Source organism: Paraburkholderia heleia NBRC 101817, assembly GCF_000739775.1.
Lineage (GTDB): Bacteria > Pseudomonadota > Gammaproteobacteria > Burkholderiales > Burkholderiaceae > Paraburkholderia > Paraburkholderia heleia.
In genome coordinates, this window is sequence record NZ_BBJH01000031.1 from 113,952 (window position 1) to 137,483 (window position 23,532).

At 65.8% G+C, this 23,532-nt stretch carries 20 protein-coding genes and 1 other RNA gene; 14 read left to right on the top strand and 7 right to left on the bottom strand.

Annotated elements, in window-relative coordinates:
- Nucleotides 1–82: 82 nt before the first annotated feature.
- From BHE01S_RS24795 to trxA, 4 genes are all read right to left on the bottom strand, one after another.
- Complete coding sequence (locus BHE01S_RS24795; RefSeq protein ID WP_042268668.1) at nucleotides 83–346, bottom strand: type B 50S ribosomal protein L31; 264 nt, start codon at nucleotides 344–346, stop codon at nucleotides 83–85.
- 158 nt (nucleotides 347–504) lie between these two features.
- Nucleotides 505–1,341, bottom strand: a complete 837-nt coding sequence (locus tag BHE01S_RS24800; RefSeq protein ID WP_042268669.1) for a M90 family metallopeptidase — start codon at nucleotides 1,339–1,341, stop codon at nucleotides 505–507.
- A gap of 282 nt (nucleotides 1,342–1,623) precedes the next feature.
- Complete coding sequence (gene rho / locus BHE01S_RS24805) at nucleotides 1,624–2,886, bottom strand: transcription termination factor Rho (RefSeq protein WP_027818379.1); 1,263 nt, start codon at nucleotides 2,884–2,886, stop codon at nucleotides 1,624–1,626.
- Between the two features lie 303 nt (nucleotides 2,887–3,189).
- Complete coding sequence (trxA, locus tag BHE01S_RS24810) at nucleotides 3,190–3,516, bottom strand: thioredoxin TrxA (protein WP_027797264.1); 327 nt, start codon at nucleotides 3,514–3,516, stop codon at nucleotides 3,190–3,192.
- 466 nt (nucleotides 3,517–3,982) lie between these two features.
- Between trxA and ffs the strand changes: the two genes are divergently transcribed.
- The 5 genes from ffs (at nucleotide 3,983) to BHE01S_RS24830 (ending at nucleotide 9,227) form a co-directional block, all read left to right on the top strand.
- An RNA gene (gene ffs / locus BHE01S_RS36250) (signal recognition particle sRNA small type) lies at nucleotides 3,983–4,081 on the top strand.
- A 222-nt stretch (nucleotides 4,082–4,303) separates the two neighbouring features.
- Nucleotides 4,304–6,685: a DNA polymerase III subunit gamma/tau gene (gene dnaX, locus BHE01S_RS24815; protein ID WP_042268670.1), complete on the top strand. Its 2,382-nt coding sequence runs from the start codon at nucleotides 4,304–4,306 to the stop codon at nucleotides 6,683–6,685.
- 82 nt (nucleotides 6,686–6,767) lie between these two features.
- On the top strand, nucleotides 6,768–7,094 hold the full coding sequence (locus tag BHE01S_RS24820) for a YbaB/EbfC family nucleoid-associated protein (protein ID WP_042268694.1): 327 nt from the start codon (nucleotides 6,768–6,770) through the stop codon (nucleotides 7,092–7,094).
- A gap of 193 nt (nucleotides 7,095–7,287) precedes the next feature.
- Nucleotides 7,288–7,884, top strand: coding sequence for a recombination mediator RecR (gene recR, locus BHE01S_RS24825; protein ID WP_042268671.1), 597 nt, complete (start codon nucleotides 7,288–7,290; stop codon nucleotides 7,882–7,884).
- 71 nt (nucleotides 7,885–7,955) lie between these two features.
- Nucleotides 7,956–9,227, top strand: a complete 1,272-nt coding sequence (locus tag BHE01S_RS24830) for a CaiB/BaiF CoA transferase family protein (protein ID WP_042268672.1) — start codon at nucleotides 7,956–7,958, stop codon at nucleotides 9,225–9,227.
- A 95-nt stretch (nucleotides 9,228–9,322) separates the two neighbouring features.
- Here the strand turns inward: BHE01S_RS24830 and BHE01S_RS24835 are convergent, their stop codons facing one another.
- The gene (locus BHE01S_RS24835) at nucleotides 9,323–10,294 is read right to left on the bottom strand and encodes an NADPH:quinone oxidoreductase family protein (RefSeq protein ID WP_042268673.1); all 972 of its coding nucleotides are present in this window, start codon (nucleotides 10,292–10,294) and stop codon (nucleotides 9,323–9,325) included.
- 267 nt (nucleotides 10,295–10,561) lie between these two features.
- On the opposite strand from BHE01S_RS24835, the gene surE reads away from it, so the two are divergent.
- Genes surE through BHE01S_RS24860 form a run of 5 tightly spaced genes read left to right on the top strand, consistent with a single transcriptional unit; the run spans nucleotide 10,562 to nucleotide 15,250 of the window.
- Nucleotides 10,562–11,323, top strand: a complete 762-nt coding sequence (gene surE, locus BHE01S_RS24840; protein ID WP_042268674.1) for a 5'/3'-nucleotidase SurE — start codon at nucleotides 10,562–10,564, stop codon at nucleotides 11,321–11,323.
- Nucleotides 11,320–12,393, top strand: a complete 1,074-nt coding sequence (locus BHE01S_RS24845; protein WP_042268675.1) for a protein-L-isoaspartate(D-aspartate) O-methyltransferase — start codon at nucleotides 11,320–11,322, stop codon at nucleotides 12,391–12,393. The genes surE and BHE01S_RS24845 overlap by 4 nt, the downstream gene beginning before the upstream one ends.
- Nucleotides 12,394–12,398: 5 nt before the next feature.
- Complete coding sequence (locus BHE01S_RS24850; RefSeq protein WP_042268676.1) at nucleotides 12,399–13,322, top strand: peptidoglycan DD-metalloendopeptidase family protein; 924 nt, start codon at nucleotides 12,399–12,401, stop codon at nucleotides 13,320–13,322.
- Between the two features lie 13 nt (nucleotides 13,323–13,335).
- Nucleotides 13,336–14,451, top strand: coding sequence for an RNA polymerase sigma factor RpoS (gene rpoS / locus BHE01S_RS24855; RefSeq protein ID WP_042268677.1), 1,116 nt, complete (start codon nucleotides 13,336–13,338; stop codon nucleotides 14,449–14,451).
- A 19-nt stretch (nucleotides 14,452–14,470) separates the two neighbouring features.
- Nucleotides 14,471–15,250, top strand: a complete 780-nt coding sequence (locus BHE01S_RS24860; RefSeq protein WP_042268678.1) for a 3'-5' exonuclease — start codon at nucleotides 14,471–14,473, stop codon at nucleotides 15,248–15,250.
- A 15-nt stretch (nucleotides 15,251–15,265) separates the two neighbouring features.
- Here the strand turns inward: BHE01S_RS24860 and BHE01S_RS24865 are convergent, their stop codons facing one another.
- Entirely contained in the window at nucleotides 15,266–16,147 is an 882-nt protein-coding gene (locus BHE01S_RS24865) for an endonuclease/exonuclease/phosphatase family protein (RefSeq protein ID WP_042268679.1), read from the bottom strand.
- 392 nt (nucleotides 16,148–16,539) lie between these two features.
- On the opposite strand from BHE01S_RS24865, the gene rlmD reads away from it, so the two are divergent.
- Nucleotides 16,540–17,844, top strand: coding sequence for a 23S rRNA (uracil(1939)-C(5))-methyltransferase RlmD (gene rlmD, locus BHE01S_RS24870; protein ID WP_245639848.1), 1,305 nt, complete (start codon nucleotides 16,540–16,542; stop codon nucleotides 17,842–17,844).
- Nucleotides 17,845–17,961: 117 nt separating this feature from the next.
- On the opposite strand, the gene BHE01S_RS24875 is transcribed toward rlmD, so the two are convergent.
- Nucleotides 17,962–18,801 (bottom strand): outer membrane protein assembly factor BamD, encoded by an 840-nt coding sequence (locus BHE01S_RS24875; RefSeq protein WP_042268681.1) that lies wholly within the window; start codon nucleotides 18,799–18,801, stop codon nucleotides 17,962–17,964.
- Nucleotides 18,802–18,899: 98 nt separating this feature from the next.
- Here BHE01S_RS24875 and BHE01S_RS24880 point away from each other — a divergent pair, with 98 nt between their 5' ends.
- From BHE01S_RS24880 to phaC, 3 genes are all read left to right on the top strand, one after another.
- Complete coding sequence (locus BHE01S_RS24880; protein ID WP_042268682.1) at nucleotides 18,900–20,156, top strand: RluA family pseudouridine synthase; 1,257 nt, start codon at nucleotides 18,900–18,902, stop codon at nucleotides 20,154–20,156.
- On the top strand, nucleotides 20,153–21,022 hold the full coding sequence (gene pgeF / locus BHE01S_RS24885; RefSeq protein ID WP_042268683.1) for a peptidoglycan editing factor PgeF: 870 nt from the start codon (nucleotides 20,153–20,155) through the stop codon (nucleotides 21,020–21,022). The genes BHE01S_RS24880 and pgeF overlap by 4 nt, the downstream gene beginning before the upstream one ends.
- Before the next feature lie 410 nt (nucleotides 21,023–21,432).
- Nucleotides 21,433–23,430 (top strand): class I poly(R)-hydroxyalkanoic acid synthase, encoded by a 1,998-nt coding sequence (gene phaC / locus BHE01S_RS24890; protein ID WP_407669549.1) that lies wholly within the window; start codon nucleotides 21,433–21,435, stop codon nucleotides 23,428–23,430.
- The last annotated feature ends 102 nt before the right edge of the window (nucleotides 23,431–23,532 follow it).

A 23,532-nucleotide genomic window follows, 5' to 3' on the forward strand; every position in this document is an offset into this window, starting at 1 on the left:
AGCAACAAAAAAGGGCAGCGTATGCTGCCCTTTTTGTGCATGTTCAATGCGGGACCGGCCAGCAGCCGGTGCGGCGAGGTGCTTACTTGCCGGCCTTGCCCGAGGCGCGTGCGCCGAACTTCTTGTTGAACTTCTCGACACGGCCTGCCGTGTCCATGATCTTTTGCGTGCCCGTGTAGAACGGATGCGATTCCGACGACACTTCGATCTTGGCGAGGGGGTAGGTCTTGCCGTTGAATTCGGCGGTTTCGCGCGTCTGGATGGTCGAGCGGGTCACGAACCTGAAGTCGTTCGAAACGTCGATGAACAGGACTTCGCGGTAATCCGGGTGAATGCCTTCTTTCATGGTTATTCCTTAAATCTGGCGGTAGCCAACCCGCGTGCCTGCAACACCATGTTGCCGGCTTTGCTCGCGCGAGCCACTTACCCAAGGGTCGAAAAACGACGATTATGCCAGATAATCAGCCGGTTGGCGAATTTTTGAGGCTCCCGCGCGGCAGGTTTTCAGGCTGGCTGGCCGGCCAGTGCGCCCACGCGCGCCGGGTCCTGGCGGTAATAGCGCGCAAGCAGCCGGTAAAGCTCGGGATATTCCGCCTCGAACGCCTTCGGCTTGACGAAAAGGGCCTCGCTGCACACCGCGAAGAACTCCGACGGGTGATCGGCCGCATAGGGATCGATCAGCGAATCGCGCTCGAAGCGCGCCCAGCGGCGCTCCGGCACGGCGTCCACCTTGTCGCAGAACTGGTCGTAGGCGTTGTCGAATACGTCGGCCCAGGCCTGCGCGTCGAGCGGGGCGTGCCAGCGCCGATAAAGGGGCGGATGACCGTCGGCCTCGCCGTTGAGCATGTCGATCTTGTGGGCGAACTCGTGGATCACGACGTTGTACGCGTCGCTGCCATCGGTCATCTGCGCGTCTTCCCAAGAGAGGATCACGGGGCCGCCTTCCCACGCCTCGCCACTCGCGTCGTGCTCCACCTCGTGGATCACGCCGTCTTCGTCCTCCACGGTCTTGCGGATCACGAATTCCCCTGGATAGACGACCACGCCCACCCAGCCCTTGTAGAGGTCGAGCGAAAGGTTGAGCACCGGCAACGATGCTTGCGCGGCGATCGCCACGGTCATCGGGTCGGTTAGCTCGAGATCGTGCGCCGTGGAGAATTCCTTTTGCGCGATGAAAAGGCTCGTCAGCTCGCGCAGGCGCGCGAGGTCGGCGGCGTCGAGATGCTTGAGAAAAGGCAGGCCCGCGAGCGTGGCCTGCCAAAGCGCGTCGTCGATCGCGTAGGCGCGCAGCGCTTTTTCGCGGCGGCGCGCGTCGAACCAGTGGGAGAGTTTCGAAAGCATCGCTGGGTGTGTTTTCCCGTGCGTCCGGATGTCGTTCGGTCGATCTGCTTTTGCCACACGGCGAAGAACGTTATCGTCAACTGCCGGACGATGTTTTTCAAGCGAATTCGCCTTCGAGCCGCCGCGAAACCAGGCTAGCTGAGCGCCGTGCCCAGGTAGTACCAGGCCATGCAGGGCAGCAGGCTCAGCTCACCTGGAACGGCTTCTCGCGCAGCGCGCCCTGGGTAGCAAAACGCCCGCGAATTTGCGGGCGTTTTGCGGTGAATCCAGCGGGCGAGGGTCTTAGCCGCCGCGGCGCATCATGTCGAAGAACTCGGAGTTGTTCTTCGTCTGGCGAATCTTGTCGAGCAGGAATTCCATGGCCTCGACTTCGTCCATGTCGTGGATGAACTTGCGCAGCACCCAGATCTTCTGGAGGATGTCCGGCTTGATCAGCAGCTCTTCGCGGCGTGTGCCCGACTTGTTCAGGTTGATCGACGGGTACACGCGCTTTTCCGCGAGACGGCGCTCGAGGTGCACTTCCATGTTGCCGGTGCCCTTGAACTCTTCGTAGATCACGTCGTCCATGCGGCTGCCGGTTTCGATCAGCGCCGTGCCGATGATGGTGAGCGAGCCGCCTTCTTCGATGTTACGTGCCGCGCCGAAGAAGCGTTTCGGACGCTGGAGCGCGTTGGCGTCCACACCGCCCGTGAGCACCTTGCCCGATGCGGGCACAACGGTGTTGTAGGCGCGCGCGAGACGCGTGATCGAGTCGAGCAGGATCACGACGTCGTGCTTCATTTCAACGAGACGCTTGGCCTTCTCGATCACCATTTCGGCGACCTGCACGTGACGCGCAGCCGGTTCGTCGAAGGTCGAGGCGATCACTTCGCCCGCCACCGAGCGCTGCATTTCGGTCACTTCTTCCGGGCGCTCGTCGATCAGCAGCACGAACAGGACCACGTCGGGGTGGTTCTGCTTGATGGCGTGCGCGATGTGCTGGAGCATCACGGTCTTGCCGGACTTGGGCGAAGCGACCAGCAGGCCGCGCTGGCCCTTGCCGATGGGCGCAATCATGTCGATGATGCGGCCCGTCACGTTCTCCTCACCGCGCATTTCGCGCTCGAGCAGCAGCACCTTGTTCGGGTGCAGCGGCGTGAGGTTCTCGAACATGATCTTGTGCTTCGAGGCCTCCGGCGGCTGGCCGTTGACCTTGTCCACCTTCACGAGCGCGAAGTAGCGTTCGCCGTCCTTCGGCGTGCGCACTTCGCCTTCGATCGTGTCGCCGGTGTGCAGGTTGAAGCGGCGGATCTGCGACGGGCTGATATAGATATCGTCCGTGCTGGCGAGATACGAGGTTTCCGGCGAGCGCAGGAAGCCGAAGCCGTCGGGGAGCACTTCGAGCGTGCCGTCGCCGAAGATCGTTTCGCCCGTCTTGGCGCGCTTCTTGAGAATCGCGAACATGAGTTCCTGCTTGCGCAGGCGGTTCGCATTTTCGATCTCGAGGCCATTGGCCATCTCGATCAATTCGGACACGTGCAGAGACTTGAGCTCGGAAAGATGCATACGGAGAACCCGTCGGGGAGGAGTGCGACGAAAAGAATGGGGGAAAAGAAGCGAGCGGAACCGCTCAAGGACTTTTGGTTGAAACTTTGCTTGAAGCTTGCTTGAAACTTTTATAAGGGCGCCGGTAGACGCTTTATGAATTCTAGCATAGCACACGCCAGAAACCGTCAGTGAAGGCCGACAGCAAGTTTCGGCGTGTTTTTATGGTGCGTGTTGTCGCGTGACAACACGCACCTTTGCGTGGCGCATCCCCTTGCTGGCCGGGCAATGCGCCCGGAAAGGAAGAAGCAGCCCGCGATGCAGTTACAGGTGGCTGTCCAGGAACGCGGTGAGCTGCGACTTCGAAAGCGCGCCGACCTTCTGCGCCGCCACGGCGCCGTTCTTGAAGAGGATCAGCGTGGGGATGCCGCGCACGCCGAACTTCACCGGCGTCGACTGGTGCTCGTCGACGTTGATCTTCGCGATCTGAAGGCGGTCGCCATAGTCCTTCGCGACTTCGTCGAGAATCGGCGCGATCATCTTGCACGGGCCACACCACTCGGCCCAGAAGTCCAGCAGCACGGGCTTGTCGGATTTCACGACGTCCTGTTCGAACGATGCGTCGCTGATATGCTTGATTTGTTCGCTCATTGTATGAATACCTCTTTCGATTCGAGGCCGAGTAAATTGCCCGCCACGATACACCAAAACTGAAAATTCATCCGGGGCCGCCTGGGCGGCCACACCGAACCCGAGTCGTACGTCCGAATTGCACGTCAGATCACACGCCATTCGCACGCAAACCGCGTGGCCCAGCCGATTGCCGACGCCAGTGTAGCCTAAATCCCTATGCGTTGCCGACGGTGATAGTACTCGTGCCGCAAGCAGGGTTTCCGTCCTGCAGGCCACATTCGGCGGGACATCCGGGCCGAGGCGCGAACCTTTTCGCGGGACCTTTTCGTGCGATATCTTGTGCTCCTGCACGCTATCTGGAGGCGGCGCGAGCCGTTGCAAGAGGGGATCTGCCCAAGGCGCGCAAGGGTGCATCGAGCGGCTCGGCGCGTTTTTTGCACCGCAGCAGTCGCATTGGTGCGCGACCGATGTTAGAATGCGCCGTGACGGGCCTCCTCGCATGGAGGGGCGGTCAACCTGGTCAGGTCGGGAACGAAGCAGCCACAGCCGTTTTCCGCCAGTGCCGAGGGTCAGGCTCGTCACCTTCCTCTTTTTTCTCCCCGCTTTATCCCCCAGATACGAGATTGATGCCGCGCAATTGGCTGCGTGGCGCGGTTCTTCGTTCGGCGTGTTTGTCACGTCTGCACCGGCGCTGTTTTTGTCGTCCGTCATCGTCGGCTCGCGCCATTGGGCGGCGGCCGCGAACCGGGCATTGGCCGCCTTTTGATTCATCTGGACGCGAGGGCGTTGCTGATACAATTTCCAGATGACCTATCAAGTTCTCGCACGCAAATGGCGACCGAGGGATTTTGCTTCGCTCGTCGGACAGGAGCACGTGGTGCGCGCGCTCACGCATGCACTCGACGGCGGCCGCCTGCATCACGCGTACCTCTTCACAGGCACGCGCGGCGTAGGCAAGACGACGCTGTCGCGTATCTTCGCCAAGGCGCTCAACTGTGAGACCGGCGTGACGTCGAAGCCCTGCGGCGTATGCCGCGCGTGCCGCGAAATCGACGAAGGGCGCTTCGTCGATTACGTCGAGATGGATGCGGCGAGCAATCGCGGCGTGGACGAAATGGCCGCGCTGCTCGAGCGTGCGGTCTACGCGCCGGTCGATGCGCGCTTCAAGGTCTACATGATCGACGAAGTGCACATGCTCACGAACCACGCCTTCAACGCGATGCTGAAGACGCTGGAGGAGCCGCCGCCGCATGTGAAGTTCATCCTCGCGACGACGGACCCGCAGAAGATTCCGGTGACCGTGCTCTCGCGCTGCCTGCAGTTCAATTTGAAGCAGATGCCGGCGGGCAACATCGTCGAGCATCTTACGCATATTCTCGGTGAGGAGAGGGTCGAGTTCGAGCCGCAGGCGTTGCGCCTGCTCGCGCGTGCCGCCGACGGCTCGATGCGCGACGCGCTTTCGCTCACCGACCAGGCCATCGCCTATTCGGCCAACCAGGTCACCGAAGAAGCGGTGCGCGGCATGCTCGGCGCACTCGATCAAAGCTATCTGATCCGCCTGGTCGACGCGCTCCTGGCCGGCGACGGGGCGAACGTGCTTGCCATCGCCGACGAAATGGCGCTGCGCAGCCTGTCGTTCTCCACGGCGCTGCAGGACCTCGCGAGTCTGTTCCATCGCATCGGCTGGGCGCAGTTCGCGCCTTCCTCGGTGCTCGACGAATGGCCCGAAGCCGACGACATTCGCCGTTTCGCAGAAGTCTTGAGCCCGGAGCAGGTCCAGCTTTTCTATCAGATCGCGACCCTCGGACGTAGCGAACTCGGCCTCGCGCCCGACGAATATGCCGGCTTCACGATGGCGCTCCTGCGCATGCTCGCGTTCGAGCCTTCCGTGAGCGCGGGCGGCATTGGCAGTGCGCCGGTGTCGAAACCCGCTGCGGCGGGCGCGGGCGTGCCTACGGCCTCACCGGTAGCGGTGTCGGCGCCTGGTGCGGCGCCTGCCGTTGCGGCGCCGGTCGTATCGAAGCCGGTGGCCCCGGTGCCGCAGCCGACAGAAGCCGCACCGCCGAACGTGCCCGTTGCCGGGCCGCAAGCGAGCGCGCCTGCGCCGCTCGCCAAGCCCGCAACGCAAGCGCGTGTCGTACCGCCCTGGGAAGACGAGGGCGGGTCCGCGCCGAACCTGGGCGCAGCGCCGCAAGCCGCGCCTGCGGCTCCGGTCGAGCCGGCTGTGGCCGCTCCGGCTCCGGCTCCGGCTGAAGAGACGCAACCTCTGCAGAGCGCGGGCGCTGCAGCCGCGCCGCAATTCGAATCTCGTGAGGAACCCGCCGCGGCGGCGTCCGCGCGTGGTGGTGCGAGCGCCGCGCTCGACGTGCTGCGCAGCAAGGGCATGCGCGTTGCCACGGGCCGCGGCCCCGTTGCCGCCGCCAGCGCAGCCGCCTCTGCGCCCGCTCCGAAGGCCGCACCGCGCGTGGAAGTGAAGGTGCCTACGCCCGATCCGGCTCGCCGCGCCGCCGCGCAGGAAGCGCAGGCACGCCCTGCGCCGCGCAACGCAAACGCGCAGCAAGACGCTTCGGGCGCGCCGCCGTGGGACGATATCCCGCCCGACGACTACGTGCCGCTCGGCGCCGATGACGCGTACTTTGCGCCGCCCGACGACGGCTTCGTGCCCGCCTACGACAGCGAACCGTCCGCGCCTCGCACCGCCGCTTCGGTGCCGACGCCTTCGCCGGCCGTGGTCGACGTGAGCAAATTGCCGCCGGGCATCGCGCTCGATCCGATCGGTTTCGCGGGCGACTGGCCCGCGCTCGCCGCCACGCTAACGCTGACGGGCATCTCGTACCAGCTCGCGTTCAACAGCGAGCTGACGGCGCTTGAAGGCACGCTGCTCAAGTTGAGCGTGCCGGTGCCGCAGTACGCCGAAGCCTCGCAGGTTGCGAAGCTCAAGGCGGCGCTCGCCGAGCGTCTTGGCAAAACCGTTGAAGTAAGCGTGGAAGTCGGCCCGGCGCGCCGCACGGCGGCCGCACTCGACGCCGCAGACCGCGCCCAGCGTCAACGCGAAGCCGAGCGCGAGATCGGCGCCGATCCCTTCGTACAACAACTGATTCGCGACTTCGGCGCGAGCATCGTGCCGGGCTCGATCCGGCCGGTCGCGCCGCAAGCCGCATCGGGCGGCACTCAGGCCGCCCACTGATTTGCGCCGCGCGGCGCGGCAAGCATCGCGCGCTTTTGAGCGCATCGATTCGAACGACTACGATCCAGAAGGAGCAGTGACTATGTTGAAAGGCCAACTCGCAGGGCTCATGAAGCAAGCCCAGCAGATGCAGGAAAACATGAAGAAGATGCAGGAGCAGCTTGCCCAGATCGAAGTCGAGGGTCAGGCTGGCGCCGGTCTCGTCAAGGTCACGATGACCTGTCGCAACGACGTGCGCCGCGTGTCGATCGACCCGAGCCTGCTCGCGGACGACAAGGAGATGCTCGAAGACCTCGTGGCCGCGGCGTTCAACGACGCGGTGCGCAAGGCGGAAGCCACCTCGCAGGAAAAGATGGGCGGCATGACCGCCGGCCTGCCGCTGCCGCCGGGCTTCAAGATGCCGTTCTAAGGAACGTGGCGCGCGCGCCGCGTCTGCTTCAGGCAGGTCGGCGCCCGCGCGTCCCGCGTCCCGGTGCCTTGCCGCGGCCGGCACGGTTGCGCAGGCATCAAGGACGTCAAGGCGTCGAAAGCAGCAAGCAGCAGGAAGCACCTCGAAGTCGATTCCGCTTCACACTCCGTCGCGCATCTCGCGCTGAATCCGCATGAAACAACCCTCCGCTCTGGCTGCTCTCGTCGAGGCGCTGCGCGTGTTGCCCGGTGTCGGGCCGAAGTCGGCGCAACGCATGGCCTATCACCTGATGCAGCACGACCGCGACGGCGCCGAAAAGCTCGGCAACGCGCTGCTGTTCGCGACCGGGAACCTGAAGCACTGCGAGAAGTGCAATACCTTCACAGAAGCTCAGGTATGCGAAACGTGCCTGGACGAGGAGCGCGACCCTACGCTGCTGTGCGTCGTCGAAACGCCGGCCGACCAGATCATGCTCGAGCAGACCATGACGTACCGCGGTTTGTACTTCGTGCTGATGGGGCATCTGAGTCCGCTCGACGGCATCGGTCCGAAAGAGATCCATTTCGACCGGCTCGTGAAGCGCGCCTCGGACGGCGTCGTCAAGGAAGTGGTGCTCGCCACCAATTTCACCAACGAGGGCGAGGCGACGGCCCATTATCTCGGCCAGACGCTCAAGGCGCGCGGACTCGCCGTCACGCGCCTCGCACGCGGCGTGCCGGTGGGCGGCGAACTCGAATATGTGGACGCGGGCACCATCGCGCGGGCCATGCTCGAGCGGCGCTCGATGTAGCGTCTCGCCATGCCTCGATCGCGGCGTACTCGATATGGCGCCGCACGCCGAACAGAACGAAAGGAGACACCATGAGCGCAGCCGCCGCTGCCCCCGAATCCCAATCGAATGCATCCGCAGCGAAAGGCACCGGCCCACTTGCGGGCGTCAAGGTGCTCGAACTGGGCACGCTGATCGCCGGCCCGTTCGCCGCGCGCTTTCTCGGCGAGTTCGGCGCCGAGGTCATCAAGATCGAAGACCCCAGGGGCGGCGATCCGCTGCGCAAATGGCGCAAGCTCTATCCGGAGGCGGGCGGCACGTCGCTCTGGTGGGCCGTGCAGGCGCGCAACAAGAAGTCCGTCACGGTCAATCTGAAGGCCGGGGAGGGCAAGGAGATCGTGCGGCGGCTCGCGAAGGAAGCCGACATCGTCATCGAGAATTTCCGGCCGGGCCTGCTCGAAAAGCTCGGCCTCGGCTACGACGTGCTCTCGAAGGACAATCCCGGCCTCGTGATGGTGCGCCTCTCGGGCTACGGCCAGACCGGCCCGTATCGCGACCGCCCGGGCTTCGGCGCGATCGCCGAATCGATGGGCGGCCTGCGCCACATTACCGGCTATCCCGATCTGCCGCCGCCGCGCATCGGCATTTCGATCGGCGACTCCATTGCGGCGCTGCACGGCGTGATCGGCGCGATGATGGCGCTCCATCATCGCAACATGAACGGCGGCAGCGGGCAGATCGTCGATGTCGCGCTCTATGAGGCCGTGTTCAACATGATGGAGAGCGTCGTGCCCGAGTACGGCGTGTACGGGATGGTGCGCGAGCGCACCGGCGCGTCGCTGCCGGGCATCGTGCCGTCGAATACGTATCCGTGCCGGGACGGCAGCATCGTGATCGGCGGCAACAGTGACCCGATCTTCAAGCGCCTGATGACGGCGATCGACCGCGCGGACCTCGCGAACGATCCGCAACTCGCCCACAATGACGGCCGCGTGCCGCGCACGGCGCAGATCGATGGCGCAATCGCCGCGTGGCTCTCCACGCGCACCATCGACGAAGCGCTCGACGTGCTCAATGCCGCCGACGTTCCCGTGGGCCGCATCTACAGCGTGGCCGACATGTTCGCCGATCCGCAGTTCGCGGCGCGCCAGATGATCCAGCAGTTCCGCTGGCAAGCGCCGGGTGCGAAAGAGGGTGAGGGCGTGGACGTCGCGCTGCCCGCGGTCACGCCCAAGCTCTCGGTGACGCCCGGCGAGACACGCTGGCTTGGCCCCGCACTGGGCGAACATACCGATGAGGTCCTGCAGACGCTGGGTTATGACGCGGACCATATCGCACGGTTGCGCGAGCAACACATCGTCTAAGGCGGCTTGCATCATGCATGCATGACGGCTCGCCGTGAACAACCGGCGAGCCGTCCGTTTTGCCTCCTGTGGAACAGGAAACTAATGGGGAACGCTCAGGGTTCGATCACGATCTTGCCCGTCACCTTGCGCGAGGCCATGTCCTTGAGCGCCTGCGCGGTATCGGCGAGCCTGTAGCGCTTCGAGACGTACGGCTTGAGCTTGCCTTCGCCGATCCAGCCCATCATCTGCGCGAACGCTGCCGCATTGCGCTGCGGTTCGCGACGTGCGAAATCGCCCCAGAACACGCCGACGAGGCTCGCGCCCTTGAGCAGCGCGAGATTGAGCGGCAGCCTGGGAATCTCGCCATTCGCGAAGCCGACCACGAGATAGCGCCCGCGCCAGCCGATGCTGCGGAACGCCGGTTCCGCATACTCGCCGCCCACCGGGTCGTAGATCACGTCGGGGCCCTTGCCGTCGGTGAGCGCCTTGATGCGCTCGCGCAAGTCCTCGGTGCTGTAGTTGATGGTGGCGTCCGCACCGAAGCGGCGGCAGACCTCGAGCTTTTCCTCGCTCGAGGCGGCTGCAATCACGCGCGCGCCGAGCACCTTGCCAATTTCGACCGCCGCGAGACCCACGCCGCCCGCCGCGCCGAGCACGAGCATCGTTTCGCCTGCGCGTAACCCGGCGCGATCGACCACGGCGTGATGCGAGGTGCCATACGCGAGCGTGAAGGCGGCGGCCGTCGCGAAATCGGCGCCCTCGGGCAGCGCCACGCACGCCGATGCGTCCGCAAGCGCCTGCTCGGCGAAGGCGCCCGTGCCCACATACGCCACCACGCGCGTGCCGGGCGCGAGCTTCACGCCTTCGCCCGCCGCGCGCACGACGCCCGCGAGTTCGGCGCCAGGCGTGAAGGGCAGCGGCGGCTTCATCTGATACTTGTTCTCGATGATGAGGACGTCGGGAAAGTTGACGGCCGCGGCCTTCACGTCGATCACGACCTGGCCCGGGCCCGGCACGAGGTCGGGCGAGTCTTCGAGCGTGAGCGAGTCGGGCGGCCCGTACTGGTTGCAGCGGATTGCGCGCATCGTGTCTCCTGTCTTTTCCGGTTCGGTTGCTTGCAGTTGCGTCGGTCAGGCATTCGCTACAGCGGGACAGTGTACGGCAATCCGCCACAATGCGAACGATCGTGCGATTTATTTCGCGTCGACGACGCGTGTCTTTCGAGACGTACCGCGGATGCGAATGCGCCCCGAACGGCGCGCGATATCGAACTTCGCGCAATGCCAAACACGTGCCGGCATAGGGGCCGGGCTGTCGTTCGCGTGCCTTCTTTCCTCGGTTACAATCGCTCGATGCGAATACTACTCAGCAACGACGACGGTTATCTCGCCCCCGGCCTTGCGGCGCTTTATGAAGCGCTCAAGCCGCTCGGCGAAGTCACGGTCATGGCGCCCGAGCAGAACTGCAGCGCCGCATCGAACTCGCTTACGCTGTGGCGCCCGCTGTCGGTGTTGCGCTCGGCGAGCACAGGCTTCTATTACGTGAACGGCACGCCCACCGACTCGGTGCACATCGCGCTCACGGGCATGCTCGACCAGCAGCCCGACCTCGTGGTCTCCGGCATCAACAACGGCCAGAACATGGGCGAGGACACGCTGTACTCGGGTACGGTGGCCGCGGCGACCGAAGGCATCATGTTCGGCTTGCCGGCCATCGCGTTCTCGCTCGCCGACAAGGACTGGGTGCATCTCGATTCCGCCGCGCGCGTCGCGGCGGAGATCGTTGCGCATTATCTCGCGAACCCGTTGCCGGGCCATCCGCTGCTGAACGTCAACATCCCGAACCTGCCGTACGACGAGCTTGGCGACTGGCGCGTCACGCGCCTCGGCAAGCGTCATCCTTCGCAGCCCGTGATCCGCGAGACCAATCCGCGCGGCGAGCCGATCTACTGGATCGGGCCGTCAGGCAGCGCACGCGACGCGAGCGAGGGCACAGACTTCCACGCGGTAGCGAACGGCCATGTGTCGATCACGCCGCTGCAACTCGATCTCACCCATACGCAGATGCTGTCCGCGACGCACGACTGGGCGCGCAAGGGCGGCAGCGCTTCATGACGGGCGAGCGCACGAAGCGTTTTCCGCTCGGGCTTGCGGATCTCGTGCGCGAGCCGCGCCGGCGCGACACGCGCCCGGGCGAGGCACGCGCGTCGCTCGCGGGCGCGGGCACCGGCGGTCCGTCGAAAGCGGGCGTCGGCTCACTCGCGAAACCCGGCGCGAAGGTGAGCACGAATGCGGGCAATCCGGCCGTTGCGAAGGCCAACGCGAGCACGCCGTTCAAGGCGTCGCCTGCGAAGCCGGTCAATGCGAAGCCGGTGAGCGCAAAGCCGGCGAATTCGATCAAGCCCGCGCATCCTGCCGGCAACGCAGCCGCGCCGCGCGCCGCCATGCCGGGCGGCGCGAGTGTGCCGCGTGCCGCGGCAGCCGTCACGGGCGCGCCCGCTGTGGCGCTCAACGGCGCGCACGCGCTGACTTCGGAACGCGTACGCGAGCGCATGGTCGAACGCCTGCGTGCGAACGGCATTGCCGATGCGCGCGTGCTCCAGGCCCTCGCGGCCGTGCCGCGCCATATGTTCATCGACCCGGGTCTCGCTACCCAGGCCTACGAAGATGCGGCGTTGCCGATCGGACATCACCAGACCATATCGAAGCCTTCCGTGGTCGCGCGCATGCTGGAGCTCGCGGGTGCGGGCCGTGTGCTGGAGCGCGTGCTGGAAATCGGCACCGGCTGCGGCTATCAGGCAGCCGTGTTGAGCCAGATCGCGCGCGACGTGTATTCCATTGAACGCATCAAGCCGTTATACGAGCGCGCGAAGACGAATCTTCGTCCGCTGCGTATCCCGAATATCCGTTTGCACTACGGCGACGGACGGCTCGGTTTGCCGTCGGCGGCGCCGTTCGACGCGATCGTGATCGCCGCTGCGGGCTTCGACGTGCCGCAGGCGCTGCTCGAGCAACTCGCCATCGGCGGGCGGCTCGTGGCGCCCGTCGCGGTGTCCGGCACGCAGAGTGCCGCCGGCGAAGCGGCGCAGGTCCTCACGCTCGTCGAGCGGACGGGGCCGGCGCAGTGGCGGGAGTCACGCCTGGATCGCGTTTTCTTTGTCCCCTTAAAATCTGGAGTGATCTGAATCCGATGAGTATGTTGCGCGCGATCAAAAGAAACCGCCTGAATGTCGACCTGCCCGAAGCCACGCTGATCGCAGCCCAGCGCGGCGCCGCGGTCGCCGCGCTCTGTCTTCTGGCCGCCTGCGCCACGCGACTCGATCAGGCACCCGTGGTGGACCGCACCGCGCCGCTCGGCACGGCGGCTGCACAGCCTCCGGTGCCGCTCGGACCGCCGCCTCCGGGATATTACCGGGTGAAGCCGGGCGACACTCTCTATAGGATTGCGCTCGAAAACGGCCAGAATTATCGCGACATCGCGACGTGGAACAATCTCACCAATCCGAACCAGATCGAGGTGGACCAGTTGTTGCGCGTCGTGCCGCCGGGTGCGAATCCGTCGGCGTACACACCGGGTGTCGTGACCGCGCCGGTGCCGGGTGTGGGTCCCGCGCCGGGCGCTCCGGCAGCGGGGACGCCGGCGCAGCCGCCGATCTACGGTTCGGGCGCGAACGCGGCGCCGCCGACGGCTGCCGTGCCGCCGCAGTCGGGTGCGGGCGGCAGCGACCTGGCCGCGGCGCCGGGCGGCAGCATCGCGCTCGCGTGGCCAGTGCGTGGTCCGGTGCTCAACGGCTTCGACGATACGAAGAACAAGGGCATCAATATTGGTGGTGCGCCGGGCGATCCTGTCAAGGCAGCCGGCGATGGACGCGTGGTTTATGCCGGAAATGGGCTGCGCGGTTACGGCAATCTCATTATCATCAAGCATGACGCGACGTTTTTGACCGCGTATGCACACAACCGGGCTTTGATGGTAAAAGAAGGGGATGCGGTCACCAAAGGTCAGAAGATCGCCGAAATGGGCAATACCGACTCGGACCGGGTGATGCTGCATTTCGAAGTACGCCGTCAGGGTAAGCCCGTCGACCCACTGAAGTACTTGCCGCCGCAATAAAAGCGAGCCGACCATGCCGAAATCGAAGCGCCGTCTGCAGCAATCCGAGTCTGACAGCCAAGCCGCCCAGGTTTCGGTGGAGGACGGCGCGCAGGCGGGCGACGACGACGCGTCGCCCGACCTTGACGGCGGCCGCGACTACGAAGAGCGCGACGATCGTGAAGAGCGTGAAGAGCGCGACTCCCCGGCAGACGAAGGCGGCGCGGGCGAGGGTGCCGAAAGCGCCGATGCCGCGCCCGACGCCGACGATTTCCGCGCCATGCTGCAGGCCGAACTCACGGCCGACACCATCCAGCATTATCTGAACCGGATCAGCGTGAAGCCGCTCCTCACGGTCGAGGAGGAGCAGCGCTACTCGCGGCTCGCCAAGGCCGGCGAGTTCGAAGCGCGTCAGGTCATGATCGAGCGCAATCTGCGTCTCGTCGTCAGCATTGCCAAGGGTTACCTCAACCGCGGCGTGCCGCTGCTCGACTTGATCGAGGAGGGCAACCTCGGCCTCATGCACGCAATCGAAAAATTCGATCCCACGCGCGGCTTTCGTTTCTCGACCTACGCGACGTGGTGGATCCGCCAGAGCATCGAGCGCGCGATCATGAACCAGGCGCGCACCGTGCGTTTGCCGGTGCACGTGATCCGTGAGCTCAACCAGGTGCTGCGCGCGAAGCGGCATCTGGAAAAGAATTCGCTCAACGCCGATTCGGCCTCCGAGCGGCGCGACGCGAGCATCGACGACATCGCCTATCTCACCGGCAAGACCACCGAGGAAGTCACCGACATTCTCGCGCTCAACGAACACACGGCCTCGCTCGACGCGCCGCTCGACCTCGACCCGGCGAGCAGCCTGCTCGACCTGCTCTCGGACGACCAGAGCCAGTCTCCCGACGCCGAAGTGCAGCATCGCGAGCTGGAAACGCTGACACGCGCGTGGCTCGGCCGGTTATCCGATAAGCATCGCCACGTCATCGAACGGCGCTTCGGCCTGAACCATATCGAGCCCGCGACGCTCGAAGAGCTGGCCGACGAAATGGGCCTCACACGCGAGCGCGTGCGGCAGATCCAGCAGGAAGCGCTGGTGCGCCTCAAGCGCTTTTTCGCTTCGAACGGCGTGCGCAAGGACGCCGTTCTCTAAACCCTCGCAGTCCATCTGAATGACAGTTCCTGTACTCGTATTCGATATCGAGACGATTCCCGATGTCGACGGCATTCGCCGTCTCGAAGACCTGCCCGCCACGCTCACCGACGCCGAAGTGGCCGAGCACGCCTTCGCCGCGCGCCGCGAGAAAACCGGCGGTGATTTCCTGCCGCATCACTTGCAGCGCGTCGCCGCGATCTCCTGCGTCTTTCGCGACGGCCAGGGTTTTCGCGTGCGCTCGCTCGGCACGCCCGAAGACGGCGAGGCGCGCCTGATCGATTCGTTCTACCGCACGATCGAGAAGTATTCGCCGCAGCTCGTTTCGTGGAACGGCGGCGGCTTCGACCTGCCGGTGCTGCACTATCGCGCGCTCGTGCACGGCATTCGCGCGCTGCGCTACTGGGAAATGGGCGATGCGGACCGCGAGTTCAAGTGGAACAACTACATCAGCCGCTACCACACGCGCCATACCGACCTGATGGACCTGCTGGCGATGTACCAGCCGCGCGCGAGCGCGCCGCTCGACGCGCTCGCGAAGCTCTGCGGCTTTCCGGGCAAGCTCGGCATGGACGGCGGCCAGGTATGGACCGCGTTTCAGGAAGGCCGCATCGAGGAGATCCGCAACTACTGCGAGACCGACGTGGTCAACACGTATCTGCTTTATTGCCGGTTTCAGATGATGCGCGGCGGTTTCACGGAGCGCGAATATGCGGATGAGATCGAGTTCGTAAAGCAGTCGCTCGCGGCGGAAAGCGCGCCGCATTGGGGCGAGTATCTGAAGGCGTTCGCGAGCTAGGCACGGCCTGGTCTTTCACCCCAGTTCGAGCACGATCGGCTGATGATCCGAAGCCTGGGTCGCGCCGTCGATCTCGCAGCTTCGCAAGCGTGAGCGCAAATCCTCCGTAACAAAGACGAAGTCGCACGCGAGCGGACCGTCCGACCATTGCTGCGTGTCGTAGACGCCGGCCGTGGGCGGCGGCGTCGCGCCGGCATGCAGCGCGCTCCACGCGTCGATGAACGCGGGGCTGCCCGCGAGCGGTTCGAGCATGCGTGTGTACGCCTCACTGCCCCATGCGCTGTTGAAGTCGCCGCAGACGATCGCGGATAGCGGGCGCGCGGTGCGGGCGAACGGACCCACATCGTTTTCGGCGGGCGCGGGATGCGCGGCGTGATCGGCGGCTTCCTGCTGCAGGCGCCGCAATTCGTCCACTTGCGCGAGCCGCTGGCGCAGCGAGTAGAACTCCAGATGCGTGACCAGCACGCGCAGCGCGCCGCCCGGCGCGTCGAGCACGGCTTCGAGGGCCACGCGTTGCATCGAGGGCGCGGTGGAGTCGGCGGGCCACGGCAGCGCGTGGCGAAAGACCTGCGCGAGGGGCAAGCGCGTGGCGAGCGCGTTGCCGAACTGACGGCGCGGCATTTGCGCGGTGCCTCGACTCGTGGATTGCGCGTGATGCGGCGCAGGCAAGTCGGCGCCGATGGCTTCGATGACCGCGTAGCCCGGCAGCAGTGAGCGCAGTTCGGCGAACTGGTCGTCGCCGGGTCCGCCCGGCAGCGCCCGGAAGCCGCGCGTGATTTCCTGCAGGCACAGCACGTCGAAGTCGGCGAGGCGCCGGGCCTCGCGCACCGTGCGCGCGAGATCGACGACGCCAGAAGCGTCGCGCCCCCACTGCACATTCCAGCTCACCAGTTTCATCGGCACGCTCCTCGCATGGCGCGGCGGCGCTTCCCGCACGCACGTTTAACCCTAGCCTGGTTTCTCCCGACGCGTTGTCTGACGAATGCGATGGCAACGACGCATACGGGGCGCAGCGCGCACAATCGGAGCCGTTTGAAAACGGCAACGGCGCAGCGCTGGCGCCGACTTCGACTACAATCTCGCCTTCGCCCACCATTCACTCATCGTCAGTCAGGAATCCGCTGGTGTCTCAAGCTGCCCCCGACCCTCAAGCCGAGCCTGTCCAGGCCGAGCCTATGCCGTTCACGCCTCCGAAAAAGCGCAGCAAGCGCGAGCGCCGCGCCGAAAAGCGCGCCGCCGTCGAAGCTTCGGTCGCTCACGCCCCCATTATCGAGATCGAGTCGCTCGACATGGAGGCCCGCGGTGTCGGCCGCACCGTGACCGGGACGGGCGAGCCCGGCAAGGTGATCTTCGTCGAGGGTGCGTTGCCGGGCGAGCGCGTGACCTACCTCAGCTATCGCAAGAAGCCCACGTTCGAACAGGCGCAGGTGGTCGACGTGCTGCGCGAGAGCGCGATCCGCACGAAGCCGCAGTGCGCGTTCTTCGGCACCTGCGGCGGCTGCTCGATGCAGCATCTCGACGTGCGCGCGCAGATCGCCGTCAAGCAACGCGTGCTCGAGGATAATCTCATGCACCTCTCGAAGGTGCGTGCGCAGACGATGTTCCGGCCGATTCACGGGCCGTCGTGGGGCTACCGCTATCGCGCGCGCCTCACGGTGCGCAATGTGCCGAAGAAGGGCGGCGTGCTGGTCGGCTTCCACGAGAGGAAGAGCAGCTACGTGGCCGACATGACGAGCTGCGAAGTGCTGCCGCCGAACGTCTCGGCAATGCTCGTGCCGCTGCGCCATCTGGTGGCCGCGCTGTCGATTCGCGATCGTATGCCGCAGATCGAGCTGGCCGTGGGCTCGAGCGTGACGGCCCTCGTGCTGCGTATTCTCGAGCCGCTCACGGCTGCCGACGAAGACCTGCTGCGCGCGTTCGCGGACGAGCATAACGTCCAGTTCTGGCTGCAGCCGAAGGGCCCGGACACGGTGTTCCCGTTCTATCCGCTCGACAAGGCACTGGACTACACGCTGCCCGAATACGGTATCCGCATGCCGTTCAAGCCGACGGACTTCACCCAGGTCAATCACCAGATCAACCGCGTGCTGGTGGGCCGCGCCTTGCGCCTGCTCGCGCCGGAGCCGGGCGACCGCGTGCTCGATCTGTTCTGCGGCATCGGCAACTTCACGCTGCCGCTCGCGCGTCTCGCGCGTGAAGTGGTGGGGATCGAAGGCAGCGATACGCTGACGGCTCGCGCACTGGACAATGCGCGCGCCAACGGCGTGGACGGCCATACGTCGTTTGCGTGCCGCAACCTGTTCGAAGTCACCGCAGACGACATCCGCGCGCTCGGCCACTTCGACAAGTTCCTGGTCGACCCGCCGCGCGAGGGCGCATTCGCCGTTTCCCAGGCGCTCGCGGAGATCGCGCAGAGCGGCAATGGCCCGCTGCCGAAGCGCATCGTCTACGTATCCTGCAGTCCCGCGACGCTGGCGCGCGATGCGGGTGTGCTCGTCAACGAGGCCGGCTACCGCCTGAAGGGCGCGGGCGTGGTCAACATGTTCCCGCACACGTCGCACGTCGAATCGATTGCGCTGTTCGAGCGCGATTGATCAGGCGGGCGTCAGCGCAGGCGCGTATAGCCTGCGCTGACGCTGACGCAAAAAAAAACGCCACGGAGAACCGTGGCGTTTTGCGTTCCAGTGTGCCTCGCAGGAGAGGCGCGGCGATCACCAGATCTGCCACCAGGACTTGTTTTCCTTGCCGGGACGCGCGTGACCGGTGATGTACGGGCTGTCCGGGAAGGTGCCGGCGAGCACGCGGCGCGTGTCTTCGGCGAGCTGCGGCTGATCGAGCTTCTGGTACGACAGGATCATGATGTGTAGCGCGTCTTCGATTGCGGGCGCGCTCTTGTAGTCCTGGATCGCGAGCTGCGCGCGGTTGATGGCCGCCACATAGGCGCCGCGGCGATAGTAGTAGTCCGCCGCGTGCACTTCGTGCGAAGCGAGTGCGTTCACAATGTAGCGCATGCGCTGGGCGGCGTCCGGCGCGTACTTGCTCTGCGGATACTTGTCGACCACCACCTTGAACGCGTCATACGACTCGCGCAGCGACTTCGGGTCGCGCTCGCTCATGTCCTGGCCCGAGAAGCGGCCGAACAGGCCCAGGTCGTCGTTGAAATGGATCATGCCCTTGAGGTAGTACGCGTAGGCAATGTCCGGGTGATCCGGGTGCAGCTGGATGAAGCGGTTGATCGCCTGGTCGGCGGCGTCGTTCTCGTTGTCCTTCCAGTTGCAGTAGGCCACGTTGATCTGCGCCTGCTGGGCGAAATGGCCGAACGGGTCGCGGCCCTGGAGCGCTTCGAAGTATTTCGCGCACTTGCCCCAGTCGCCGCCGGAGAGCGCGTCCTGGGCCTCCGTATATAATTTGTTGTTGTTCCACGCTGCCGTTTCGTCGGTCTTTTCCGGCAGGCCGTGGCAGGCCGCGACCACGGCGAGCGCCGCGCCGCAAGCAGCAAGTCGAATGATGTTGCCAATCTTGCCGAGCGTGTTGGCTCGCGTCGCGCGCATTGCGTTTCGGGCCATCGTGTGTTGGGCCAGTTTCGTAATCGTGTTCAAGGCTCGCATTTATCCAGTCCAGCTTCAGGTCCACAGGTGACCCAGACTCAATGACCCGTACAGTTATTCCGGGGGCCGGCGCTCCCGGCGCCCAAAACAGCATCAGCGATTATAGCCTGGGCGATGCGCCCGATGACGCAGCCGCCAGTGAGGCGCTCGACGACGAACTCGCAGGCGAGGACGCCGGCGCCGCCCCGCGTGAGCGCGGCGGCGAAGCGCCGCGCTCGGTTCAGGTGCCGGATGAGCTGGCAGGCGAGCGCCTCGACAAGGTGCTCGCCAAAGTATTTCCGGAATTTTCACGCAGCCGTTTGCAGGGCTGGATCGAGGAGCAGCGCGTGCGCGTGGACGGCAAGCCGGCCAAGGTGCGCCAGCCGGTGCCGCTCGGCGCGACCATCGAGCTCGTGCCGGACCTCCTGCCCGAGCAGCTCGCGTTCACGCCCGAGCCGGTGCCGCTCGACATCGTCTACGAGGACGACGCCATCGTCGTGATCAACAAGCCTGCCGGGCTCGTCGTGCATCCGGCCGCGGGCAACTGGAGCGGCACGCTCCTCAACGGCCTCCTGCATCGCTATGGCGAAGCCGCGGCGGGTCTGCCGCGCGCCGGGATCGTCCATCGGCTCGACAAGGAAACGTCCGGGCTGATGGTCGTCGCGCGCACGCTCCAGGCGCAGACCGACCTCGTGCGCCAGCTGCAGGCGCGCACGGTCAAGCGCCGCTATCTCGCGCTCGTGTGGGGCAACATGGCCGACGAAGGCACCATCGACGCGCCCATCGGCCGCGACCCGCGCGAGCGTACGCGCATGGCGGTGGTGAAGGGCGCTTCGGGCAAGCCCGCGCGCACGCACTTCCGGCGCATCGACAAGACGCTCTGGCACAACCAGCCCGTAAGCGCCATTCATTGCGACCTCGAAACGGGGCGCACCCACCAGATTCGTGTGCACTGCGCGCACGTCGGCCATCCGTTGCTGGGCGATCCGGCGTACGGCCACGCGCGCGGCAAGCGCTCGGTCGCGGCCCTGCCCGGCGGCTTCGCGCGCCAGGCGCTGCACGCGTGGCGTCTCGGTCTCGTTCATCCGGTCACGGGCCGCACGATGCAGTGGCGCGCCGAAGTACCGGACGACCTGGATGCGCTGATCGAGGCCCTCGGTTTCGGCGGCGAGGAAGACGAGGACGGCGTCGGCTTCGATGAAGACATGTTCGACAGCGCCTACACCGACGAAGGCTACGTGATCGGCAGCGACGAGGAAGATTACGAAGACGACGAAGACGAAGACGGCGATGAGCAAGACGAGGACAAGCACGCATGACGACCTGCCCGGCACTGACATCCGACGATTTGCTGCATCCCGGCTGGCAGGTTTCGCCGCGCGTGCGCGCCCTGGTGACGACGCGCGACGGCGGCGTGAGCGAGCCGCCGTTCGGGCGTTGGCAGCCCGCGCAGGGCGGTGAGGGCGTGGATTTCGCCGGTGGCCTGAATCTTGGCCGTGGCTCCGGCGACGATCTCGCGCACGTCGAGGCGAACCGCGAGCGGCTGTTCACGCATGCGGGCGTGCCGGCCGCGTGGCTCAAGCAGATCCATGGTCCCGTCGTAGTCGACGCCGCGCAGGCGCTCTTCGCCGCGCGCGCGGGCGCCCCGCTCGAAGCCGATGCGAGCGTGACCGCCGAGCCGGGCATCGCCTGCACGGTGATGGTGGCCGACTGCATGCCCGTCTTGCTGTGCGACGGCGAGGGACGCGCCGTGGGCGCCGCGCACGCGGGCTGGCGCGGCCTGGCTGCCGGCGTCATCGAGCGCACGGCCCAGCGCGTCGCGGCGCTCGCGGGCTGTGCGACGGCCGACCTGCATGCGTACCTCGGCCCCGCGATCGGGCCCACGGCCTTCGAGGTCGGCACCGACGTGCGCGACGCGTTCATGACCCATGTGGAGCAGGTCGACGCGGCACGGCGCGATGCGCATCGCGCCGCCACCGCGGCGGCCTTCGTGGCGCGCCCCGAAGCGAGCGGCAAGTACCTTGCCGATCTTCCCGCGCTCGCGCGGCTGCGGCTCGATACGCTCGGCGTGCGCCACGTGAGCGGCGGCGACCTGTGCACGGTCACACAGCGCGAGCGCTTCTACTCGTACCGGCGCGATCGCGTCACCGGCCGTATGGCCGCGCTGATCTGGCTCAATCCCTGACTTGCCGCGGCCTGCCGCCGCCGTGTTGCAGCGCGGCGGCGGGTTGGAATCGGAACGATTTTATGTTGCGCCGCAGCGTTTGCCGCAACGCACTGCGCGCCACTCGCGGCGCACTCGCTCCCCGATTCCTGTTTTGCACTGCAAGCGCTTGCCGCCACGGCAGATTTTTGTGCCCGGGACCGCATAGCAATGTGTCGTGGCAGTTAAACAATGGATTACATCGGGAAAACGATAATTAAAAAAATATCGCAGCGCGGCAAAATCGGGCACAAGCATTGACACGCTTTGCAATGGGGAGCAAGAATGTCCCTCACCCACGGGACAGGTCGTGACGAGCGCCGCAACGGCGCCCGTATGCGTACCACCTGCCTCTCAACCAGTCTCTCGGGACACATCGGTCAAAAGCAGGCATGACGGCATCTCAACGTTCCAAGACTGCCCCGGGCACGGGCGCTTCAACTGATGGTGCAACGCGCGGCAATCCGCCTTTTGCTGCCGACGCAGCCGGCATGCAGCAGTATCTCGACGCGTGGACGAACGCCTGGAAGAGCGCCCTGAATGCTGCGCAGCAAACGGGCGGCGCGGCGCAGCAAGCGCCCTTCGCGGGACTCGCGGCCAACTGGTGGCCGCCGGCGGCTAACGGTGCGCCGGGTAATCCGTTTGCAGCAGGCAACCCCTTTGCAGCAGGCAATCCTTTCGCTGCGTCCAATCCCTTTGCAGCAGGCAACCCGTTCGCCGCAGGTAATCCGTTTGCTGCCGGCAGTCCTTTCGGTGGCGCGAACCCGTTCGAAGGTTTCAAGCTTCCCACGGCATCGATCGAACCCACCCGGCTGCAGCATTTGCAGGCGGAGTACTCGCGCGACGCGCTCGACCTGCTGCGCCAGGCCACCGACACCACGCCCAAGGCGCCCGAACTCAAGGACCGGCGCTTCAGCTCCGACGCCTGGAAGGCCACGCCCGCCTATGCGTTCACGGCGGCGTGGTATCTGCTCAACGCGCGCTACCTGCATGAACTGGTCGACGCGATCGATACCGATCCGAAAACCCGCGAGCGCATTCGCTTCGCCGTGCAGCAGTGGACCGCGGCGGCCTCGCCGAGCAACTTCCTCGCGCTCAATCCCGACGCGCAGAGCGCCTTGCTCGAAACCCAGGGCGAGAGCCTGCGCCAGGGCGTGATGAACCTGCTCGGCGACATGTCGCGCGGGAAGATCTCGCAGACCGACGAATCACGCTTCGTGGTAGGGCGCAATCTCGCGACCACCGAAGGTTCGGTCGTGTTCGAGAACGCGCTATTCCAGCTGATCCAGTACAAGCCGCGCACGGCTACCGTGCGCGAGCGGCCTCTTTTGATCGTGCCGCCGTGCATCAACAAGTACTACATCCTCGACCTGCAGCCCGAGAACTCGCTCGTCGCCTATGCGCTGGAGCAGGGGCAGCAGGTGTTCCTCGTCTCGTGGCACAACGGCGACGCATCGATCGCGGACCGCTCCTGGGACGACTACATCGAGGAGGGCGTGCTCACGGCCATCGAGACGACGCGCAGCATCAGCGAGCGCGAGCAGATCAACACGCTCGGCTTTTGCGTGGGCGGCACGCTCCTCGCCACGGCGCTGGCCGTCGCGGCGGCGCGCGGCGAACATCCCGCTGCGTCGATGACGCTGCTCACGGCGATGCTCGACTTCGGCGACACGGGCGTGCTCGATGTGTTCGTCGACGAAGCCCATGTGCAGATGCGCGAGCAGACCATCGGCGGCAAGAACGGCGGCACGCCGGGGCTCATGCGCGGCGTCGAGTTTGCGAACACGTTCTCGTTCCTGCGGCCCAACGATCTGGTCTGGAACTACGTCGTCGACAATTATCTGAAGGGCCGCACGCCCGCGCCGTTCGACCTGCTGTTCTGGAACAGCGACTCGACGAGCCTGCCTGGGCCGATGTACGCGTGGTACCTGCGCAATACGTACCTGGAAAACAAGCTGCGTGAGCCGGGCGCGCTCACGGTGTGCGGCGAGGAAGTGGATCTTTCGCGCATCGACGTGCCGACTTTCATCTACGGCTCGCGCGAGGATCACATCGTGCCGTGGCGCACGGCGTACGCATCGGTGCCGTTGCTGTCCGGGCCGCTGAAATTCGTGCTTGGCGCGTCGGGCCATATCGCGGGCGTGATCAACCCGGCGTCGAAGAACAAGCGCAGCTTCTGGAGCATCGAGGCCGACGCGAAGCATCTGCCGGAAGCGGCCGACGACTGGTTCGCTGCTGCCGAGGAAAAAGCCGGCAGCTGGTGGCCGACCTGGGCCGAATGGCTCGATCAGTACGGCGGCAAGAAGGTGAAGCCGCGCGCGCAGGCCGGCTCGGCGGAATTCCCCGAGATCGAGCCGGCGCCGGGGCGTTACGTGCAGCAGCGCGATTGAGGCGATTCAAGCGCTCGATACGCTTGCTGCGGAATTCGCATCAACAACTTGACGGGCGGGGCGCATGGCGCGCCACCAAGCCGCCCGAAGGATCTGGAAATG

What these genes read in the sequence shown, in the direction of transcription:
- BHE01S_RS24795 (WP_042268668.1), bottom strand. Translation starts at nt 346, where the DNA reads ATGAAAGAAGGCATTCACCCGGATTACCGCGAAGTCCTGTTCATCGAC.
- BHE01S_RS24800 (WP_042268669.1), bottom strand. Translation starts at nt 1,341, where the DNA reads ATGCTTTCGAAACTCTCCCACTGGTTCGACGCGCGCCGCCGCGAAAAA.
- rho (WP_027818379.1), bottom strand. Translation starts at nt 2,886, where the DNA reads ATGCATCTTTCCGAGCTCAAGTCTCTGCACGTGTCCGAATTGATCGAG.
- trxA (WP_027797264.1), bottom strand. Translation starts at nt 3,516, where the DNA reads ATGAGCGAACAAATCAAGCATATCAGCGACGCATCGTTCGAACAGGAC.
- dnaX (WP_042268670.1), top strand. Translation starts at nt 4,304, where the DNA reads ATGACCTATCAAGTTCTCGCACGCAAATGGCGACCGAGGGATTTTGCT.
- BHE01S_RS24820 (WP_042268694.1), top strand. Translation starts at nt 6,768, where the DNA reads ATGTTGAAAGGCCAACTCGCAGGGCTCATGAAGCAAGCCCAGCAGATG.
- recR (WP_042268671.1), top strand. Translation starts at nt 7,288, where the DNA reads ATGAAACAACCCTCCGCTCTGGCTGCTCTCGTCGAGGCGCTGCGCGTG.
- BHE01S_RS24830 (WP_042268672.1), top strand. Translation starts at nt 7,956, where the DNA reads ATGAGCGCAGCCGCCGCTGCCCCCGAATCCCAATCGAATGCATCCGCA.
- BHE01S_RS24835 (WP_042268673.1), bottom strand. Translation starts at nt 10,294, where the DNA reads ATGCGCGCAATCCGCTGCAACCAGTACGGGCCGCCCGACTCGCTCACG.
- surE (WP_042268674.1), top strand. Translation starts at nt 10,562, where the DNA reads ATGCGAATACTACTCAGCAACGACGACGGTTATCTCGCCCCCGGCCTT.
- BHE01S_RS24845 (WP_042268675.1), top strand. Translation starts at nt 11,320, where the DNA reads ATGACGGGCGAGCGCACGAAGCGTTTTCCGCTCGGGCTTGCGGATCTC.
- BHE01S_RS24850 (WP_042268676.1), top strand. Translation starts at nt 12,399, where the DNA reads ATGAGTATGTTGCGCGCGATCAAAAGAAACCGCCTGAATGTCGACCTG.
- rpoS (WP_042268677.1), top strand. Translation starts at nt 13,336, where the DNA reads ATGCCGAAATCGAAGCGCCGTCTGCAGCAATCCGAGTCTGACAGCCAA.
- BHE01S_RS24860 (WP_042268678.1), top strand. Translation starts at nt 14,471, where the DNA reads ATGACAGTTCCTGTACTCGTATTCGATATCGAGACGATTCCCGATGTC.
- BHE01S_RS24865 (WP_042268679.1), bottom strand. Translation starts at nt 16,147, where the DNA reads ATGAAACTGGTGAGCTGGAATGTGCAGTGGGGGCGCGACGCTTCTGGC.
- rlmD (WP_245639848.1), top strand. Translation starts at nt 16,540, where the DNA reads ATGGAGGCCCGCGGTGTCGGCCGCACCGTGACCGGGACGGGCGAGCCC.
- BHE01S_RS24875 (WP_042268681.1), bottom strand. Translation starts at nt 18,801, where the DNA reads ATGCGCGCGACGCGAGCCAACACGCTCGGCAAGATTGGCAACATCATT.
- BHE01S_RS24880 (WP_042268682.1), top strand. Translation starts at nt 18,900, where the DNA reads ATGACCCGTACAGTTATTCCGGGGGCCGGCGCTCCCGGCGCCCAAAAC.
- pgeF (WP_042268683.1), top strand. Translation starts at nt 20,153, where the DNA reads ATGACGACCTGCCCGGCACTGACATCCGACGATTTGCTGCATCCCGGC.
- phaC (WP_407669549.1), top strand. Translation starts at nt 21,433, where the DNA reads ATGACGGCATCTCAACGTTCCAAGACTGCCCCGGGCACGGGCGCTTCA.